At 53.6% G+C, this 18707-nt stretch carries 17 protein-coding genes; 3 read left to right on the top strand and 14 right to left on the bottom strand.

The genetic code is table 11. The features are described from left to right. Nucleotide 1: 1 nt before the first annotated feature. A complete protein-coding gene (locus LA756_RS27095) occupies nt 2-124 on the bottom strand; it encodes a hypothetical protein (protein ID WP_261362075.1) in 123 nt (40 codons plus the stop codon). A 2-nt stretch (nt 125-126) separates the two neighbouring features. On the opposite strand from LA756_RS27095, the gene LA756_RS02035 reads away from it, so the two are divergent. Further along, on the top strand, nt 127-1542 hold the full coding sequence (locus LA756_RS02035; RefSeq protein WP_224438224.1) for a Gfo/Idh/MocA family protein: 1416 nt from the start codon (nt 127-129) through the stop codon (nt 1540-1542). A 1057-nt stretch (nt 1543-2599) separates the two neighbouring features. Here LA756_RS02035 and LA756_RS02030 read toward each other — a convergent pair. The 13 genes from LA756_RS02030 to LA756_RS01970 all read right to left on the bottom strand — a co-directional run bounded on the left by LA756_RS02030 (nt 2600) and on the right by LA756_RS01970 (nt 16547). Then, nucleotides 2600-3898 (bottom strand): IS110 family transposase, encoded by a 1299-nt coding sequence (locus tag LA756_RS02030; protein ID WP_224438223.1) that lies wholly within the window; start codon nt 3896-3898, stop codon nt 2600-2602. 701 nt (nt 3899-4599) lie between these two features. Beyond that, a complete protein-coding gene (locus LA756_RS02025; RefSeq protein ID WP_224438222.1) occupies nt 4600-4815 on the bottom strand; it encodes a hypothetical protein in 216 nt (71 codons plus the stop codon). A 94-nt stretch (nt 4816-4909) separates the two neighbouring features. Further along, nucleotides 4910-5158 (bottom strand): hypothetical protein, encoded by a 249-nt coding sequence (locus LA756_RS02020; RefSeq protein WP_224438221.1) that lies wholly within the window; start codon nt 5156-5158, stop codon nt 4910-4912. An 8-nt stretch (nt 5159-5166) separates the two neighbouring features. Then, nucleotides 5167-6042: a hypothetical protein gene (locus LA756_RS02015; RefSeq protein WP_224438220.1), complete on the bottom strand. Its 876-nt coding sequence runs from the start codon at nt 6040-6042 to the stop codon at nt 5167-5169. Nucleotides 6043-6141: 99 nt separating this feature from the next. Next, nucleotides 6142-7731 (bottom strand): AAA family ATPase, encoded by a 1590-nt coding sequence (locus LA756_RS02010; protein WP_315858338.1) that lies wholly within the window; start codon nt 7729-7731, stop codon nt 6142-6144. Then, nucleotides 7692-8345: an ATP-dependent endonuclease gene (locus tag LA756_RS02005; RefSeq protein WP_224438219.1), complete on the bottom strand. Its 654-nt coding sequence runs from the start codon at nt 8343-8345 to the stop codon at nt 7692-7694. The genes LA756_RS02010 and LA756_RS02005 overlap by 40 nt, the downstream gene beginning before the upstream one ends. Before the next feature lie 6 nt (nt 8346-8351). Beyond that, nucleotides 8352-8546, bottom strand: a complete 195-nt coding sequence (locus LA756_RS02000) for a DUF2997 domain-containing protein (protein WP_224438218.1) — start codon at nt 8544-8546, stop codon at nt 8352-8354. A gap of 4 nt (nt 8547-8550) precedes the next feature. After that, the gene (locus tag LA756_RS01995) at nt 8551-8913 is read right to left on the bottom strand and encodes a DUF1257 domain-containing protein (RefSeq protein ID WP_224438217.1); all 363 of its coding nucleotides are present in this window, start codon (nt 8911-8913) and stop codon (nt 8551-8553) included. Nucleotides 8914-9027: 114 nt separating this feature from the next. Then, nucleotides 9028-9189, bottom strand: a complete 162-nt coding sequence (locus LA756_RS01990; RefSeq protein WP_224438216.1) for a hypothetical protein — start codon at nt 9187-9189, stop codon at nt 9028-9030. A 101-nt stretch (nt 9190-9290) separates the two neighbouring features. Continuing rightward, on the bottom strand, nt 9291-11342 hold the full coding sequence (locus LA756_RS01985; protein ID WP_224438215.1) for a recombinase family protein: 2052 nt from the start codon (nt 11340-11342) through the stop codon (nt 9291-9293). An 865-nt stretch (nt 11343-12207) separates the two neighbouring features. Further along, a complete protein-coding gene (locus LA756_RS01980; RefSeq protein ID WP_224438214.1) occupies nt 12208-13548 on the bottom strand; it encodes a hypothetical protein in 1341 nt (446 codons plus the stop codon). A gap of 616 nt (nt 13549-14164) precedes the next feature. Further along, nucleotides 14165-15298 carry a site-specific integrase gene (locus LA756_RS01975; RefSeq protein ID WP_224438213.1) on the bottom strand — a complete coding sequence of 378 codons (1134 nt, stop codon included), beginning with the start codon at nt 15296-15298 and terminating at the stop codon, nt 14165-14167. Continuing rightward, complete coding sequence (locus LA756_RS01970) at nt 15291-16547, bottom strand: tyrosine-type recombinase/integrase (RefSeq protein WP_224438212.1); 1257 nt, start codon at nt 16545-16547, stop codon at nt 15291-15293. Before LA756_RS01970 ends, LA756_RS01975 begins: the two co-directional genes overlap by 8 nt. Before the next feature lie 125 nt (nt 16548-16672). On the opposite strand from LA756_RS01970, the gene LA756_RS01965 reads away from it, so the two are divergent. Together LA756_RS01965 and LA756_RS01960 are read left to right on the top strand one after the other, a co-directional pair. Next, on the top strand, nt 16673-18160 hold the full coding sequence (locus tag LA756_RS01965; RefSeq protein ID WP_224438211.1) for a sulfatase-like hydrolase/transferase: 1488 nt from the start codon (nt 16673-16675) through the stop codon (nt 18158-18160). 145 nt (nt 18161-18305) lie between these two features. Continuing rightward, the gene (locus LA756_RS01960) at nt 18306-18638 is read left to right on the top strand and encodes a rhodanese-like domain-containing protein (RefSeq protein WP_224438210.1); all 333 of its coding nucleotides are present in this window, start codon (nt 18306-18308) and stop codon (nt 18636-18638) included. The last annotated feature ends 69 nt before the right edge of the window (nt 18639-18707 follow it).

The following is an 18707-nucleotide window of genomic DNA, read 5'->3' as shown; positions in this document are numbered from 1 at the left end:
CTTATCGACCGATGGTAGCGTGACAGATTTGCAGGAAGTAAGCACGCTCCCACTCGAAGAACAAATGAAACTCGAAGTCGCCAATGTGACCGAAAGTATTCGATACGCAAGCGAGGATCTTCATCTATGAACCACACTTCTATTTCACGCAGAAAATTTGTAGGTGCTGCAGGGGCATTGACGGCCCTGGGGTGGTCGTCCCTTATCCGAGGCGAAAGTCCAGCCAATCGCATTCGTATCGGAGTAATCGGCACAGGCGTCCGAGGTAAATATCTGATTGGCAATCTTTCGGGACTGGCACGAGTCACAGCGATCTGTGACTGCGCGAAATCGAGAGTAGCCGACACGCTCAATCCTAGGCATGAGTTTGCTCAAATCTTAGGCGAATTTCGCGATCAAGACGCAAATCATTGCAATGTCTATCAAGACTATCGACGCATGCTTGATCGAGAACCACTGGATGCTGTTGTTATCGCTACACCTGACCATCATCACATTCAGGCCGCAATGATTGCTTTACAGGCCGGTCTCGACGTCTATGTAGAAAAGCCGCTCTCTCTTACGGTCCGTGAAGGGCGGATGTTGGCCGATATGGTAAAGCGTTCTGAACGTACCCTCCAAGTCGGTAGCCAGCAGCGAACCATGGAAATGAATCAGTTCGCTTGCGAGTTTATCCGCGACGGTGGACTCGGGGAGATTCGCCGTGTGGATAGTCCCAATTATCCAGGACCGATTAGCTCAATGGATTTTGCTTCCGAACCTGTTCCCAAAGACCTCGATTGGGAGCTTTTTCTTGGCCCAAGTCCGGCACGACCGCATAATCAAAGGTTGTGGGTCAAGGATGTCTTTAAGGTCGGCGACCTCCTATGGCGTGGCTGGGATCTTTTTCGGGATTACTCAGGCCATCTGATGACGAATTGGGGGGCCCACAACATTGACATGATTCAGTATGCGTTGGGCATGGATGACAGCGGACCAATTATGGTGGCACCACTCAATTCGGATACGATTGGAGATCAAGAGCTAGATATAAGCGAAACTGCCTTAGAGCGTGACTGGTTGAGAAAATGGCACAATAAGACCCCTCGTCCCAACGGCCTATTTAGTGATTCTCCCAGATTTCTCCCCGTGACAATGAAATATGCCAACGGCACAGTGCTAAATTTTCTACCGGATGTTCCCACTGCAATATTCTACGGGGAACGTGGGACCATGGAGATCAGCCGAAACAAGTTTAAAGTCGATCCAATTGATCTAGTCAAGGAACTTCCCGACCCTAGTAGCTACAGTATGTGGCAAGGGGTAGGCATTGTGGCAAGACCGCATTTAGAGGACTGGCTTAACTGTATTCGTACTGGGGATACTCCCAACGCACCCGTGGAAGTGGGGCATCGAAGCGCGACTGTCTGCCACCTGGCAAATATTGCTCGAGAGATCAATAGGCCACTCCAATGGAACCCAGCAAGCGAACGCTTTGTCAATGACGATGAGGGAAATGCGCTGCTCGATCGACCGCGTCGTAGTGAGTTTGAACTACCTTAATTCGCCAGTCAGGCGATTGGTATCATGCGATAGTCCACAACTTTCAGGCATTGGCAAGGTCTGGGAGAATAGTTCCTGAAGGAGATTCGAATAGAGGAAGTACACGCCCCGCCTAAGGCGAAGATTTCGAGCAAGAAGCTGTGCGGTTGGTGGTCGAAGAGGGTTACTCGTTTAATAATGTCTGCTAGGCAGTTGGCGTAGCCACTCTGCGGAATTGGCACGCTAAATTGGATCCGCCGCCAAAGCCATGCGGCGAGGAAGAGACGCAGGCCGAACTGAAGCGGCTTCGCCGACAGCTCAAAGAAACCGATTAGGAGCGAGAGATATTACCTTTGGATCTATCAATTCCCTGCGGTGCCATTTTTTGAATTTGCTGCTTGCTTTTTGCTCATCGAGTTTCGGGGGGGATCTGCTAATCTGAGCCGATCTGCTTGACGAAGTCGATAACTCCCAATTACTTCAGAATCCTCTGTTCACCTATGGGAAGTTGCTCGAAGCCATGCATGGCAGGTATTCGACGATAATCATGCGGTTAATAGCTCGTGGAAGGTCGCTCAAGAACTTGCTCTGCGGGATGACCTGGAATCGGCTTATCGCGACACGGTGGCCTAGGCTATTCGGCATGCTGTATGCCTTGCGGCAACGCCTTCATGGTAATCTATGAAACTCTGCTATTCGATGTACGATGACAATTTGTTGCTATTGAAGGAAATTCTCTATTGCAGTTATTTGAATTGGTGCTTCTAGGATTGGTAGATCTCGTCGCCGGATAGCTACCTCTGAACGTGTCAACAATTCTGGCCCCGCTTCTTGCTGACTTGCTAGAATGAGATCGTCCGGTGAAGCGGAGGTTGGCTCTGCGGGGACGCAACCGACTGAGGAATAGCCGGATCGACGGTGAGCCGACGCGCACTTTGGCCCCTGGCAGCCGACTGCTGGGGGCGTTTCTTTGTAGTTGCTTCGGACACCGGAGCCATGCCTCAGAAAATCCCGGGGGCTTGGGGGCAGAGTCCCCAAGATGCCTACTTAGGCGAGCGGCTGATATTTAAAAAAATGGTTAGGGTTGCCGCCCTTTAAGGCGGCTCTTTTTCAGCGGTGTTCGCTTTCGCACGGACACCGTAGCCGGTGTGAAGAGTTCTTCGACATAGGTTGTCAGCTTCCGCTCCTTCAACATACGTCTTTCACCAGATGACAGTTGCACGGGCAGCGTAACGGGTGGCAAGTTGGCGTAGTGATACACCTCGGCTAGATTGGAACGATTCACTGCTGTCCGTTTTGAGTCGTTCTTCTTGCCTGAATCGTCTCGCTGTGCTCGATCCAATGCCACAAATTTCTGTGACATCAGCGCGGGCTTCGCGTAGCGGTAGGGCTCATTATTCTTGAGCATTAAATAGGTGATGGTGACCAGCTTCCGTGCTACCGCAACGATAGCTACTTGGCGATTCTTCCGTTTTGCCAGTCGTCGGAAGAAGGCTCCCAGTGGACCAGGATGCCTGGCAACGTGTTGGCAAGATTGCGTCAATAGCCATCGGGCCTGACTACTTCCAGCTTTCGTGATTCGGCCGTGATAGCAGTGGTCACCAGATTGCCTGGTGATGGGAACAAGCCCCAGATACGATGCAGCATGATTACCATCACGAAATCGACGAACGTCTCCAAGGGCTGCCAAGAGCCCGATTGCCACGACGTAACTTACGCCAGGAAGCGTCATCAGCAGACGCACCTGAGGGTTCTCACCTGCGATTTTGATCAATTGTTCATCGAGGGAGGCAAGCTCCTGCTCCACAGCTTCCAGTTGTTTTAGCTCGCTATCAAGTACAAAACGTTCGATCGCCGGTAATTCAAGCTTGTGAAGCCAAGCCAGACCTGTTTTCGTCCAAAGGACCTTGCAGGGTGGATGTATGAGGAGTCGTCCTAGCAGACATTGAACTCGATTCTTATGTCTCCCCCGTTGCGCCATCAGACCTGTTCGATGCGTGACGAGGCTACGCAGTACTTGCGTCTTCTCATCGGGTTGCCAGACTTCCGGTAAGTAATTACACCGTAGCAAATGCGCCAGAACAGCCGCATCGACCTTGTCCGTCTTGATCTTCGCCTCAGCGATTGCTTTCGTTTTCAGTGGATTGCTAACCACCACTGCCGCCACGAAGGGTCGAAGGATATCTGCGACCGACCAGGTGTTGGTCGTCGCTTCCAAGGCAATTCGGTCCCGCTTCTTCAGCTGCTTGCGAGCGAAGGCTTCCAACGCCCCACGATCACAGGCCGCACGGCCGCGGTACACGACCTTCCCTCGGGCATCGAGGATGCACACCTCGATGAACTGCTTATGGACATCAAGTCCCACAAAACGAGCCATGAGACCATCTCCAAAGTCCCAGGCGTAGGCGGGCGGCGCTCGTCTCAAATGCAATGGGCCAATTCGGCAGCTACCTCTCCGAGCTCGAAGCTCAGCCGGGTGGGCCGCAGGGTGGCCAGTTAAAAAAACGGGCTCGAAGCCCATAGCTATCAGCGGCCAGCCCCCGAGATGAACGGCCCGCGCACGCCTGGTAAGGCATGAAGCACACATACGGTTCATCTCGTCCCGATTCCGGCATCCTCAGCAGAGCACGCCCTGCGAGAAATGCAAGATTGGGATACTCGGTGAACCGTTCCTATTCACGTTCATACCAGTTAAAAAGAAAAAAGGGCAGGGCCGCCCAACTGGGCGGCCCTGCGAGACTCAACTGCGGATCAAAGTTTTACCGTCGCGAAGAACGACCCCGTCGACGACCGGCGTGAAATCCCTTCCGGCTACCTAATTGCTTTCCGGTTTTGTAGCACGCCCAGGCAACGACGGCCCAGAATGCAGCCTGCACGATGGTCTCCATAGATCCTCCCACTTCTTGAAGTAACAAACACTACTCGTCCGAGCGTCGCAAGTTCGCACAACGAGGATGGCGTCGGTGCTGACGTCGCCCCCGCTGCTGACCACCTCGGATCAAACGCAGATCGACTTGATCCGCTGCATTCCGAGGATGCGTCGATCGTGACAAGACTGCCGTTTCCGAAATGTGAGAGTTAGGCTGCTTTCGGTTCATAAGACTCGCTCCCCGAATGCTCCCATGCTCTCAAAAACTCGACTTCGTCCCAGTCGACGACATTTGGACCGAAATAGACATCGTCGTCCGAGTCGATTGAAGGTTCTTCGACGAGCGAAAATCCGAGCTGACGAATCGTGGAAACACTCTCGCCGGTTGCCTCGGCAACGGCTCGATAAAACTCTGAAACTTGCATCGATTCATTTCTCCTTTGGTCAATGAACAGAAAAAGCCCTTGCCGGATCGCAATCCAGCAAGGGCTTGGGAAGGTGTGTGATAAACAGGGTGCGTTAGTCGTCGCTTGGAGAGAGCCAATGCTCTTCCAGCCAACGGACTTCAGCGTTTAGCGCGGCACTTCGACTACTGAAGGGACCGAGCTTCGGCCCACCGATAGGTGCGAGATCAGCAAACCACTGGCCGTCTTCGTTCGGCTCGACATGGGAGCCTCGCGAGATGGATAGTTTGCCGAGCGTATGCAGGTCGAGCGTCTCGTCATAGAGACAACGAACGGTTCCCCTGGATGAGATGACAAGTTGCATACCGCACCTCACTTCGGAGAGCGGATAATCCGCCGACGAGGCCGATCGACCAACAATTCGTCCAAGGTGGCCTGGACGCTCGATAGTTCACGGCTGACCGACTGTCGTACTTGAGCGTCGTCTCGTAGCGTCTGAGGCTGCACGCCCTGAACAATGTCCTGGCACTGCGAAACGAGTGCGTCGAGTTGATCATTCGATCGAACATTTAAGGAACGAAATCGCTCAAAGAAAGCATTCAAGTTGCCAATTGCCGAGTCCCGAAAGACTTTGGCGCGACCATCTTGCTGGCCCGAAAGGCGTTCCGTCAGATGTGTTACCAAGCCCGAAAGCTCTTCCACGAAGGCGGACTCGGCAAGTTGAACTGCCTCATCAAACCGAGCCTGCACACGACGACACTCTTCCTGGTACAGTTGAGGGTCGAGTTGCCGCAGATAGGACGGAGCCTCCACATTGGGAAAATCCCAGGTAACGTCGAAGAGCCCGATCAACGACATGGGGTAGTCGGCCTCGTTGTAGAGGCGACCGAGTCGCTGCCGTGCCGCCTCTTTCAACGAGTAATAGTCTTCGTCGAGTTCTTCGACTGCCTTGGTTAGTTCCTGGCGATGCTCACTCATCCAGTCTTGAAACGTGTCGACCCTATCCTGCCGAATCAGTCGCACGGCCGGTTCCGGATAAGGCAGGCTGATGGACGTCCAGAACGAGCGGATCCGATTCCGTTCCGAGGTCACCGCTTTAAAACGTGGATTTTTCGTATCCAGCAGCTTCTTGCCTGCACTCAAGAATTCGCCCTGAGCGTCGAAGGAGAGGGCTGCCTGAGCCCGTTGAGCTCGGGTCAACGTCTTCTGCGTGCCTAACCAGGTAAAGTTGACCCGGGTAGCGCACATCGTGGATCGCAACCTTCCGGCGGGGCTGCTGCGATCCGTAGGTTGTTCTAAAGTTGTTGCCGTCATAAATACCTCACATGAAGATGGGTTCGTTTTGGGCTAATTGGATTCAGGATTCTGAGTTAATCTTCGCCGCGTCCTTCGCGTCGCCTGCGTCGTTGTGGTGAACACGCCCCCGGACTCGGCAGACAGACATCGACCGCTCGCCCAGCTTCGGAGCCGCTCAACGGATTCGGCGGATGTGACGGCGACCGGAACCACGTTCTGCGCCGCCTTCACCAAGGGAACATTCAAGAGAGTGGCCAACCGGCAACAAGCACGAATCTCAGCACCCGTCCACGATCCGTCGTTGGGCAGTTCCTGCGAGGAATCCAACCCAAAACGTTCCAGGTACATCTGCCAGATAGCTTCCTTCTGCGACTTCCCCGGCAGATCGAGAAAGAAAATCGCATCAAAGCGCTCTGCTCGGGTGAGTTCGGGCGGCAGCTTGGAGACGTCGTTGCTCGTAGCGATCACGAACACATCCGATTCGTGATCAGCCAGCCAGGTCAGCAGGGTGCCTAGCATCCGTGAGCCCACACCGCTGTCGGTCTGGCCGGAATTGGAAGTGCCGCCGAGGGCTTTTTCGAGTTCGTCGATGAAGAGCACCGCAGGCTGCATAGCATCGATAATTTTCAGCGCCCTGCGAGTTCGCTCCTCGGTTTGGCCGACGATGCCGCCCATGAGTGCCCCCACATCGAGCGTCAGAGTCGGCCTGCCAATTTCGCGGCCAAGCGCTTTGGCGAAGGCCGACTTGCCAGTACCAGGCACACCCAGCAGTAAAACGCCCTTCGCTTGGACTGAGCGAGATTCCTGCGATCGCAGTGCCTGACAGCAAAACTGCTTGAGCGAATCCAACCCGCCCAGCTCTGCAAACGACTCGCCGCCACGATGGAGCGATAGTAGGCCGCTCTTGATGAGCGTCTGGGACTTGAGCTGCCAAATGGCCGACGGCTCCAATCTGCCATGGCGCACTAAGGATAATGCGAACGCGTTCTCCGCCTCGTACCGGCTCAAGCCACAGGCCGCATCGAGAATCCGTTCCCGCCCAACACCTGCGGGGAACTCATCTCCTTCGGTTGCAATATCCGTCGCAATTTCAGTGAGTTGTTCCCGAGAGGGAAGTTCATGCTCCACCACGGTGAACACACGTTCCAGTTCAACTGGCAGCTGAACCACCGGTGCCAGAACGACGAGAAAACGCTGATGAGCTTTCCCCTGCGAAACTTGGTGAAAGATCGCCTGGACGACCTCCGCCGAACCGAGGAAGCGATGGAGATTGGATAGCACCAGGAGCGAAGGCTGTCCGTTGCTGGGAAGCGATTCGAGATGTCGCACAGCCCCTAAGGGATCGGTGACCGACACGGCTGGCGATTCCAACTGTTCTGTCGGGGCACCTTTGAGACCGACGTCGATATCCCAGGTGTTCATCCGCCAGTCTTCGTCTCGGCAAAGCTGAGCCAGTTCGGCGATCGCATCATCCTGTTCGCAGCTGCGAATCCAGAGTCCGCTGAAGCCAGCCCGCACCAGTTCCTGAATTTCTTCTGCTAAGCGCATATTGATTCCTTGTAAATGAAGTCTAGAAACGAATAAGCTCGCGAGAGCGAGCTTTAGGCAGAGTGGGCTAGACGCCCGATCGTGGTCAGCCAACTGGCGATTTCGCCTTCAGGATCTCGGTCCCGAAGGTGGTCTACCGTCATGTGGCCTGCGCACTGCGTGTTGAGCCAACGTTTGGCGCGGCTGGACAGGCGATTCTGAGAGCGACGCGACAAGAGTTCCCAAGGCCTGTCGTGGAGGCCGTTCTCATAGAGTTGCTTGGCGACGAGGATGGCCACCGGGTCAAAATCGCCGAACGTAAGCTCGATCGGAGCAACCTCTCGGATCGCTGCTGGATGAAGATAGTTTTCCAGGCTACGCTTGTGTGTAAGCACCGCACGACATTGTGGACGCTGGTTGATTACTTGGGCCAATTCCTGACGCTGTTCCGTTTCCGGCGGCACTTCATGGTCGAGCAAGAAGAACTCCGGCTTGCCAAGGGAAGCGAACCGATGGGTCCAGCTGGGCAAGTTGCTGCCCCCGAAGGGAACGAATACCAAGTGCCCTTGCTGTTCCATTTCGGCCAGGTTCGGCAGGTCCCGATCGTGAGCATGCAGCGTTAACGAAATCCGGCGAAGGAACTCAATGTCGTTGGTTCCCTCGACAATCACCAGAACACGTGCCAGGTCGATCGTTCCGTGGGATGGATGTTTGGGTATGGGATCCATAGGCAGTTATTCCTTCTGTTCGATTTGATTTTGTTGCGTGATTTCCGAGGCGTGGAACTCGGCTGTAAGCGTCTCGGACGTTTGTTGTCCCAAGGCAGCTTCCAGGAAGCGACTTGCCTCGCGACACTCTGAGCTCTGAAAGCCCCGCGTTTCGAGGCGTGTCCTGCCTGTGGGGCTGACGGTGATCTCAATGATTTTCAAGAACCTACCCTCCAACTTGAATGACGAGCTTAATGCTTCCGTCCGGAAGCGACTGTTCAACGGCGGTGTGACCTTGCTTGCGGGCCTCGATCGTCGCCCGTTCGACGGCATACCGCTGCAGAAACTGATCGAGTTCTTTCTGGCTGCCCCAATGGCCGTTGTAGTTGTCGTAATCGAGCCGACCGGTCGTCACGTCGGCGACGACCGGGTAACGCCAATCTCGAAGTTGGATCGCCCAGCCCCGCTTGCGATCGTTGAACAAGCGAACCTCACCGTACGTAGGCTCGGGAAGTTGAAGTCGCCGTGTTGCCTGGCGGATCGCCGTAACATCACGCACTTCTGTTTCAATGGTGACGACGTGTGACATAGAACCTCCTGGGTAGAATGAATTGAATGTGGTTAACACGCAGGTCTCGAAGGCGATGACCAGTGAAGGGTTAAGACGTCCCTCATCTATTTATGCCCCGTTTTGGGCGGAAATTTAGTTTTCGAGAGCCTCGGCGTTATTCGATGAAGGGTCGACGTCTTGTTGATCGCGTCGATGGGCTTGCACGACGAGGTAGGCGAGGTTAGCCGCCAGTTGTGCTCGCTGCGAATCGGTCTCTGAATCTTGAGCATGATTCGAATCGGAAATGGGTGGCATTCATCCTCCTTTCATTAGCGTGATACTCCAAAATCGCTTAGCGCATGAAAAACGCCTCGTCACGAGGACGAGGTATTGATTAACAATCATTCACGGTCAGATTAGCGAGGACGCCGTTTCTTGCCGTTGTTGTAGGGGACGTTTGGCGGCTCAAGGCCTTGCATCTCGTACCAGCGACGGTAGCTGTACCAAACGTTTCCCGAATTGACGTTGTGGCCTTCGCGCTGCAGTTGCTTCGCTGTCTCGCGATGACTCATGCCCTCGACGTCGATCAGTTGATGCACGCGTTCGGCGATCAGGTCCAGGCGAGGCGGCTTGCGTAGCCAGACCGTGACCAGTCCCGTGGTAGGGGCATTGGCCCCTGGGAGCGGTTCGGAAAACGCCTTCAACAGTTGAGGACGAAAGGTACCCCGGACGTTCGTGCGTTTGCGATTGGCACGCTGTTCGACCTGCACCCAGATCTGCCCGCCTGTCAAAGCACGGAATACGGCGAGCGTCTTGTAAACGGCGTCCTCACCGAGGGCGCCATTCGCCGCGGTGCTCAGCAGATCGGACATCTCGGCCAGACGCTCGCGAATCTGTTCGACCGTCATCGTGTTGGTCGTCCCGTCGACCGCCCGCTGCAAGCGATTCACTTCGCTCTGGGCGGTGTTGCGCTGCAACTGTGCAGCCCGCAGTCGGGCCTTGATCTCCTTGCGATCGTCCTCGGTACCTTCGCCCGACATCTCGAATAGATCGTTAACGCGGTTGTTGAGCAAAGCCAACTGCTTACGAGCCTGGATCAGTTGTTGTTCCAAGCCTTGGTCCGCCTGGGCATCCAACTGCTGGCTTTGCAGCACAATCGACTCGATCAGCTCCGCATCGCGCAGGATCAGCTGACTGATCCTATTACAGATCGCCTCGACCGCCTCTTGGCGGCGAACGGCCGACTTGCACGGACACTGGTCGCCATTCTTACACTGCATTGCCTTGCCTTGTGCGCCAGTCTGGTAGAACCGAACGGGTCTTTTAGTGGTGCTACAGCGTTCACAGAAGAAGTATTCTGTGGTCAAAGCCCATAGTTTCAGCGATTGGGCCCGTCGAGGGCCACGGGGACCTGTCTTGCGGGCAGCAAACATTGTCTGCAATGCCTCGAACGTGGTGTCATCGAGAATCCTCAGTTCTTCGCACTGGACGACTGTGACTTCATCATCAGGCTGTTCAACTTGTTTAACATTGTCCAACTTGGTCGAGAACTGATTGCGGCGTCGACCGAATTCCCACCTTCCGGTGAGACGCGTATTGGTGAACAATCGCCGATAACACTCGTATCGCAGCTTGCCCGTGGACGCCCGGGGATCGACGGGACCATTGAACGCGTTCCAACGTCTCACGCCCTCCCGAACGGACATTCCATCCAGCAAGAGCTGCGCATGCTCTTGAATCAGTTTCGCGGCGTCTGAATCGATCTCAGGCATGGTGCGAGGGAGACCGCGATTGGTTGGTGGGGCGTTTGGGATCTCCTTGCGGCGATAGCCGATTCCGATGGCCCCCGTCGTCCAACCGTTGAGAAACAAGCCCGTGAGACCCGAGCGAACATGATCGGCGATCGTATCGAGTAGCATATCATCCATGAGGCCATGAACCTGGAGTTGAAGTTTCCAAGTCTTGCGATCATTCGTATCGATCCCCTGTGAGACACTGACCGCGCGGAGACCTTCTTCCACGACCTCTTCATTAATGAATTGGAATCCTTTACCGGCCTGGCGAAACAATCGGCTTGCTTTGTAGACCAAGAGGACCTTGGCATGTCGTCTGCGAAGGATAGCTTTCGCACGATCGAGACCGGCTCGCTGGGTCCGTTTTCCCTTGACGCCTTCATCCACCGAGATGAATTCCGGTGGAACGTAGATGCGATTCTTAGCCGCCCACTGAATACATTCGCGGACCTGGTCATCGGTCGAATGCTGGAGTTTGGTGCTAAATCGGGAATAGATGGTCCCAATTTCATAGCCACGAGCAATCGCCCAATCGAGTCGCTTTTCTAGGGACGCTTCCGGATCGAATCCGGTAAGGACAAAGTTGCAAAAAGCGGACATCTCGGACCACCATTTGACAACTTCGGAGGTGAGTTTGTCGGTTGCGGCACCCACACTAGAGATTTCCTGATTCATTGTCGTGCCTCTATTGAAACTGATGATTTAGAATAACTCGGGCTTGTTGCTCAAGTGTTTGTGATAGCCCGTTGAATGACTGTTATTTGCAAGAGATTACTTCTTGCGTAGTTCGGGCCTGTAGAACTCAACAGAATGTGTATCGAAAGGAGATACGCCAAAAGAAAGCGCTCCGCAGATACGGAGCGAAGAAGCATAGTTTTCACTGAGGTGTGAGCCTAAGAGCTAGGATTTCCCTCATAGTTTATGACACGTTTTCGCTGAAAATTTAGACTGCCGTAGCCTGTCGCGGGTCTTGAATCACCCTTATTACCCAATTGCGTGAGTGTTAGGCAGTGTCACCTGCAGTTTGGTAATATGGCAGCGATTCTTAGGCTTCAGCGAGCGACGTGAGTTCGGAACTATCCGATTTTCTGGCCAATATTTCTGCCCTAGACCAAATTGGCGGCGCCTCAGCAGCTTGGCTAAAAAGCGGTTCTGCTATTCACAAGTTCTATGACACGTAAACGGCCAGAATTTAGGTCGTGGTGACCATTGCGTTTGACGACTTCGGATGATAGCCCTGCGTTGTCAACTGATCTAGATGCTAAGCGATCTCCCTACATATTATGACGCGATAACGCCTGAAATTTAGGTAAACCACGGTTCGTAGGCCCTCACTTGCCCGTTCATCGACGTCTCAATCGTTTTCGGCCGACTGAAGAGCATCGAACATCCAACAAAACTGATGTCTATTCGATCGCCAATTCGCAAAGAACCACGGCCGCAATAGCCGTCGATAAGAGATAACCAACCTCTCATGAATACTTGACGCGAAATCACCTTCAATTTAGCTGGGTAAGAATTCACTCGGAGCATTCGGAAGTTAAATCAATGGATTCTTCCGCGCATCAACGAATTGCAGGCGCCCAAAACCATCGTCCTGCAGTAGCGTTACGTCCTCTGGCGGCAGATCCAGCCGATACCCCAGACCTCGTACGGCCTCTATTCGGTTATCGAGCTCTTGGCATTCCAGTAAAACGTCCGATAGTCGATGTCTTCTTGAACGAGAGGACTTACCTCCCAGATCCTCTTTGTCGACGACTTGAGTTGAAGACTTTCCAAGGTTCCATAAAAAGTCCCAGGCTACGGGCTGATTGTCCCATTCGCCTCCCCCAATCAATTGACCTTCCCAAAAGACTTGCCGAGGCGCTCTATCAACCAGGACAAGGCGTGCTTGGTCAGCAGCCCACACGATCAGGTCGTCGGGGTCTTCCGGGATCTCGTAGAACGTGGCCACTTCTTGTAGAGATGCCGCGACCTGACGCAGGATAGCCGGATCGCAGAGCGAGAGCCTTTCCGTGCCTATGGGCTGAAAAGCTCCTTCGGGAATTCTCTCAACGACAGATACATCGCTACGCCTTCGCACACACATCCGAATTTGAGGTCCGGCAGTGTGCCATGCGTCTCGCGAGATGCCCAGCCATTCTAAGTCGGGGTTATGGGCATACGCCGCGTAGACCTGGACTAGAGCATTGCAGGCATTGCGTCTACGAAAATTCTCGCCATGGCAAGCCTGAGCTAACGTATCGACAGCTTGATCCAACTGAATTCTCGTTCTGAAAATCCGGGAGGAGATTTTGGGCCCCTCATCGTCGCTGCTAGGAACGTAATGATTAATTCGCTCGCCCAAACGCACTACCAAGTTCTTCCAGAACTTGACTCTGGCGAGTAAGTAACGAGAAATATAATCACCCAAAGGAATTCTTCGTTCCTCCGCCCGGAAATCCGACGTAAGGGCACGGTTAGGATCTCTAAGCAACAGCTGATCCTCAGGGTGAAAGAAGTCGAAGGCGTAAGCGAGTTGAACCCAAGGTCGAGACGCGATCCCGTTGAGGGCCACTCGATCCTCTTCCGATATTTGACACTCTGACGGATTCAACATGGACTGGTCTATGATTTCCAGGCCTTTTGCAATCGCCTGAGCATATTGAACGATCGCCTGATCGGCATCCTCTAACTGTCGATGCTCTGGTGTAATGACCTCCACGCTGCAAAAGTGATCCAGCGACCAACGCGTCATCAATTGAAAACTACGGTTACGGCAAAGCTCCTCCACGACAGGACACACTTCGTCTCGTAACCACGCCTCGGCGTCATCCGAAACCGCCTCGTTAAGCGTCGCATGGAGCAGCACGGATAGTCTCTCGAATCCTTGCAGTGCCAATCTAAGTCGATTCATGATCGGATCTTATGAAGAGTCTTCCGGGGGCAATTCATTTGTCGCCTCACGCGACAATTATGCGACAGTAGCTCGTTATGTTGGAGCGGACACCTCGAAAATACGAGCACGACCGCATCCACGATGTCCGACGAACTGCTAACAAGCCACGAAGCCGCCAAGAGACTGGGACTGTCTGTAGCCAGTCTCTACGAATGGCTTGCGCGTTCGGACAGCGGAGAATTTATCCTACGGGGAACCCCTTTTACCATCAACTACTTCCAGGGGGGATCACGCGGCCAGGGTCGAATCCAGATCGAAGCTTCCGAAATCGAACGTATTAAAGAGGCTATGCGGGTCCGCCCCAAAGCGGTCCCGAAACATCGACAGACCATTCAGCCGATGCACTTTCCAGGCATCACGGTTCCCTTGGGAAAACCTGATAACGCTTGAGCGTTCTATTTTGTGGCTCTCGAGCCATGTATTCCCCGAGATGCGGATTGCTTGGACTGCTAAGTGAGCGTTTGGTTTCAAGCCATCCAGTCGTAACTCTCAGATTAACGCCTTCTGCTCATTTTGCTGGAGCTGCTTGGATAATACTAGTACTTTTGCCCGCGATCGATTAATCCACTCCGATCGCCGCCCAGAGTGGATCCTGAAAATGCTGGCCCCACTCCTTTCCGTAGTGGTCGAAGGCAACTTTGGGTGTATCTCCCATGAGTTCTGCAAGAACTTCAATTGAGCAACCAACGCCGTCCGTCCAATAGCCAGCCAGCATTCGGTGAGCGAATGTGTGCCTGCAAGTGTAACACGAGTAGTTTTTCCGTTTCGAATCCTCAATCCACCCGAGTTTTTGGCGGAGATTGCGAAATCGAGAAACACCAGTGACCTTCTTCCACGGGTTACCTTGCCGGTTCCGAAAAATCACACAGCCCGGTCCTGAAGTGTCCCTCGAAAGGATGCTCCGTGTTAACTCGGCAACATCCTTTCGGATCGGAATCACGCGTGTCTTCTTTGTTTTAGAAGCATAAACCCGCCACATCATCCCGCGGTCGCTCTCGATGACATCGTTACCCGTTATCTGAGCCAATTCCGAGAATGGCCGCAGGCCAGTATGAATTGCAGCGAACAGAAACTCGCGAAAAGGTTCGTCAGTCGCGTCGTAAAGTGCCAGTTCATCCTCGGCATTAAAGGAATGTAGCCGGGGACACTGTGCAGGCTTGGTGAGGCCGCGAAGCGGATTGGGAACTGAATAAAAACTTTGAGCGTGGTTGAACGCTGCCATAACCGCTTCGATGGCGAAACGACGAGTTGCTGAAGACTTCCAGGTAGAATGCGTTTCTACCCAATGCAGAACATGGGGCTTGCGTAGGTCACGAAGTGGCATTGCACCGCAATACGCACAGAGGTCCTGCAAGAAGCGTCGCACTTCCTTCTCATACTCGACGCTAATCTCTCCGACTCTCGATCGCTTCTCACAGTTCTCAATATAAATGGAGCACACTTTTGCCACGATCCAGTCGCTTTCCTCAGCCGGCTTCACTTCAGGACGCCAATCTCCCGCAGCCTTAACACGTGCCAAGGCCAGTTCCGCCTGATCAATACTACTCTGGCCGCGAACCGGATTGCCCCTCTCATCCACGAGCCGCACCCGTCGCTTCGTTCCCGGTGGCGTAAAGTACCAAGAATCGGTCTGACGCCAATACCAGGCACGCCCGCGAGAACGACGCTTGCGTCCTATTTTTGCCTTAGCCATGACGCGTCTTCCTGCTGGTGGATGCCTTGGTTTGCTTCGTCTTTGTCTTTGTAGCGGACGACGCGGTACTCTTCTTTCGCTTCGCAGGAGGAGGCTTTACCTGTGCACTGGCCAGTGGCGTCGATTCTCCGATGGCCTTCCAAAGAGGATCCTGATAATGCTTTCCCCACTCCTTGCCGTAATGATCGTACGCCACCTTTGGCGTGTCTCCCATCAACTCTGCTAAGGTTTCAATCGTGCATCCGGCTCCGTTATTCCAAAAGCCCGATAACATCCGATGAGCAAAAGTATGGCGCGACGTATAACACGAATACTTCTTCCTGAGCGGATCGTCATTCCAGCCGAGCTTCTCTCTCAAGTCGATAAAACGAACGACTCCGGTCGTCCGCTTCCAAGGCTTTCCCAATGTATTCCGAAAGATAGGTAAGCCTGACCCGCGCGGAACTGACTTCATGAGTTGGCGAGTCAGCTCTGCCACTTCGGGTCGTACGGGAATCTTGCGAGTCTTTTTGGTTTTGCTCGCGTAGACGCGCCACATCATTCCTCGTGGAGTCTCTTCGACATCTTCCGCTTTGAGTTGCGCGAGCTCACTAAATGGACGAAGCCCTGTGTGAATCGCGGCAAAGAGGAAATTGCCAAAGCAAGGTTCCGTGGCCTTGTAAATCGCCTTCTCATCTTCCGGAGAGAATGACGTAAGCCGAGGTTCTGCCTTGGGAAGCTTGATTCCCTTGATCGGGTTAACGATACCTTGCGTCTCTTCAACACGATTGAAGGCAGCCATGACGACAGCAATGATGCAGCGACGCGTTGCGGGACTCTTCCATGACTCGTGCTGATCAACCCATTCCAGAATATGGCCCCGTTTGAGTTGACTAACAGGCAGTGCACCGCAGTAGCTGCAAAGATCGTTGAGCCACTGAGTCGCATTCCGATGATATCCCTCGCTGACAGAACCATCGTTCTGGCTTCGTTCCGTATACACCAAGTAGTCCGAGCAAACACGAGCAACCAACCAGGGCTGTCCCAGGGCGGGGCCTTCACTCGATTCGCTATCCCAGGCCAATTTCTCCCGAGCCAACGAGATCTCAGCTGCCTCCTTGTTATCCTTTCCCCGAATCCTCTCTCCTTGTTCATCAAACAGGGCGACACGCTTCTTCGTCCCTGGAAGCGTGTAATACCAGCAATCCGTTTGCTTCCAGTGCCAGGCCGATCCGTGAGACTGACGTCGCTGCTTCGTTTTTCTAGCCATAACTCATATTCCTCTACACGACGGTGTATCCCCACAATCGTTGACCCTGTCCTCGCCGCCGACGATACTATTGCTGCCTATCACCCATCCCACCGAACACGAAATCTTATGGAGCCGCTAAGACTATGCATGGCTTGATCAAACCGACCAGGGAAAACCCGAGCCCTAATTTACTACACATATTTGCTATACTTATCTTTATCCTGACTTTTTCATCAGCTGCATTATACCCACTAAATCAGGCACAATCAGCCGAAAAAGACCGTGTACCAAATATCGTCCTCATCTTCATCGACGACATGGGCTGGGGGGACTTTTCCTGCTTTGGGAATGAAGCCGCGACGACAGAGCATTGTGATCGGCTGGCTCAGGAAGGCATTCGCTTCACGCAGTTCTACGTCAACTCACCCATTTGTTCTCCATCGCGTACCGCCATCTCCACAGGGCAATACCCCCAACGATGGAAGATTTCCTCGTATCTCGCCCATCGAAAGCTCAACGATCGTCGGGGCATGGCCCAATGGCTCGATCCATCGGCCCCAATGCTTGCACGCATGCTTCATGATCAAGGCTACGCTACCGGTCACTTTGGCAAGTGGCATATGGGTGGCCAACGTGATGTCGGCGAAGCACCGCTAATCAGCGAATATGGATTTGATGAGTCGCTTACCAACTTCGAAGGGCTTGGTGACCGTGTACTGGCCGAGTTGGATGCGTATGACGGTAAGAAACCTCGACTCCATACCTTGGGAAGCGACAAGCTGGGACGTGGCGAGATCATCTGGAAGAAACGTGACGAAGTAACCCAGACGTTCGTTGATGCTACGATCGACTTCATTCGCAAAGCCAAAGCAGACGACAAGCCATTTTACGTGAATGTTTGGCCAGATGACGTTCACTCGCCCTTCTTTCCACCGAAGGAACGAAGAGGCGACCAAAGCAAACGCGAATTATATCTGGGTGTTCTTGAGACCATGGACGAACAGCTCGGCACACTTTTCGATTTCGTGCGAAACGATGAAACGCTCTGCCAAAACACACTTATCGTAATGTGCTCTGACAATGGCCCAGAACTCGGGGCCGGGACAGCAGGACCGCTGCGAGGCCATAAGACAACGCTCTACGAGGGTGGCATTCGATCTCCTTTGGTTGTCTGGGGACCTGGCCTGATCGATTCCGCGAATCAAGGAACGACTAATACGGAATCAATTTTCGCGGCCTTCGATGTGGTGCCCAGCCTGTTAGAGATTTGCAACATCGAGATCGAAAACGACAAAAAGTTCGATGGACAGGCACTCTCTGGCGTGCTTCTTGGTACTTCAACGGCATCGCGTGAAAAGCCAATATTCTTTCGTCGACCACCTGACCGGCCTGAGATTCAAGGGCGACAACTTCCCGACTTGGCTGTCCGCGAGGGCAAATGGAAGATGCTGTGCAGCTACGACGGCCAGGATGTCGAGCTCTATGATTTGACGAACGACGAAGGAGAAACGACCAATGTCTCGGATCAGCATCCGAGCGTCGTCAACCGTCTAAAACCGGAGCTACTGAAGTGGCACGCATCCATGCCGACAGATAACGGCCCAGACTGGGAACCAAAGACTAAAGAGTGATTCGGTGCCAGCTAGGTGTTCAAGGTGGTGTCGAAACCACCAGAACATGGTCCTCACAAGCAATATCCCTGCATTGGAACACCGCTTGCAGGCTTAGCCTCCTGGGGAAACACACTTTTTTGTTTCATTCCCAAGGAGGAATACCATGAAGACGCTTAGTGCTGACGAACTTAAAACACGTCAAAATAAAGGCGAACGCCTGACGTTGATCAATACGCTCGACGAAGAGCATTTTGAGAAAACGCAGATCCCTGGTTCACTTAACATTCCGCTGCAAAAAGACGACTTCGAGAAACGTGTCGAACAAGCAATCGGCGGAAAGAATCAACCCGTGGTTGTTTACTGTGCCAACGCCGAATGCCCCTCGTCGGACAAAGCTGCAAAACGGCTTGAAGATGCTGGGTTCACTGCCGTTTACGACTTCGAGGGTGGCGCGAAGGAGTGGCAGGAAGAAGGCGGGCAGCTTGCGACCGCATAGCGGAAAAGAAGTTCACTCTATTTCGCAAAAAGGCCCCGCTGGAATGCTTTCCAGCGGGGCCTTTTTTAT

The sequence above is a fragment of the Bremerella sp. TYQ1 genome (assembly GCF_020150455.1).
In the GTDB taxonomy this organism is placed as follows: domain Bacteria; phylum Planctomycetota; class Planctomycetia; order Pirellulales; family Pirellulaceae; genus Bremerella; species Bremerella volcania_A.
Note: the sequence above shows the minus strand (reverse complement) of the source record. Positions and strands in the feature narration are given on the sequence as shown.

Excerpts from the sequence above, each read along its gene's own strand:
- LA756_RS27095 (WP_261362075.1), bottom strand. The coding sequence starts at position 124 with ATGAAGATCCTCGCTTGCGTATCGAATACTTTCGGTCACATTGGCGAC.
- LA756_RS02035 (WP_224438224.1), top strand. The coding sequence starts at position 127 with ATGAACCACACTTCTATTTCACGCAGAAAATTTGTAGGTGCTGCAGGG.
- LA756_RS02030 (WP_224438223.1), bottom strand. The coding sequence starts at position 3,898 with ATGGCTCGTTTTGTGGGACTTGATGTCCATAAGCAGTTCATCGAGGTG.
- LA756_RS02025 (WP_224438222.1), bottom strand. The coding sequence starts at position 4,815 with ATGCAAGTTTCAGAGTTTTATCGAGCCGTTGCCGAGGCAACCGGCGAG.
- LA756_RS02020 (WP_224438221.1), bottom strand. The coding sequence starts at position 5,158 with ATGCAACTTGTCATCTCATCCAGGGGAACCGTTCGTTGTCTCTATGAC.
- LA756_RS02015 (WP_224438220.1), bottom strand. The coding sequence starts at position 6,042 with ATGTGCGCTACCCGGGTCAACTTTACCTGGTTAGGCACGCAGAAGACG.
- LA756_RS02005 (WP_224438219.1), bottom strand. The coding sequence starts at position 8,345 with ATGGATCCCATACCCAAACATCCATCCCACGGAACGATCGACCTGGCA.
- LA756_RS01995 (WP_224438217.1), bottom strand. The coding sequence starts at position 8,913 with ATGTCACACGTCGTCACCATTGAAACAGAAGTGCGTGATGTTACGGCG.
- LA756_RS01990 (WP_224438216.1), bottom strand. The coding sequence starts at position 9,189 with ATGCCACCCATTTCCGATTCGAATCATGCTCAAGATTCAGAGACCGAT.
- LA756_RS01985 (WP_224438215.1), bottom strand. The coding sequence starts at position 11,342 with ATGAATCAGGAAATCTCTAGTGTGGGTGCCGCAACCGACAAACTCACC.
- LA756_RS01975 (WP_224438213.1), bottom strand. The coding sequence starts at position 15,298 with ATGGCTAAGGCAAAAATAGGACGCAAGCGTCGTTCTCGCGGGCGTGCC.
- LA756_RS01970 (WP_224438212.1), bottom strand. The coding sequence starts at position 16,547 with ATGGCTAGAAAAACGAAGCAGCGACGTCAGTCTCACGGATCGGCCTGG.
- LA756_RS01965 (WP_224438211.1), top strand. The coding sequence starts at position 16,673 with ATGCATGGCTTGATCAAACCGACCAGGGAAAACCCGAGCCCTAATTTA.
- LA756_RS01960 (WP_224438210.1), top strand. The coding sequence starts at position 18,306 with ATGAAGACGCTTAGTGCTGACGAACTTAAAACACGTCAAAATAAAGGC.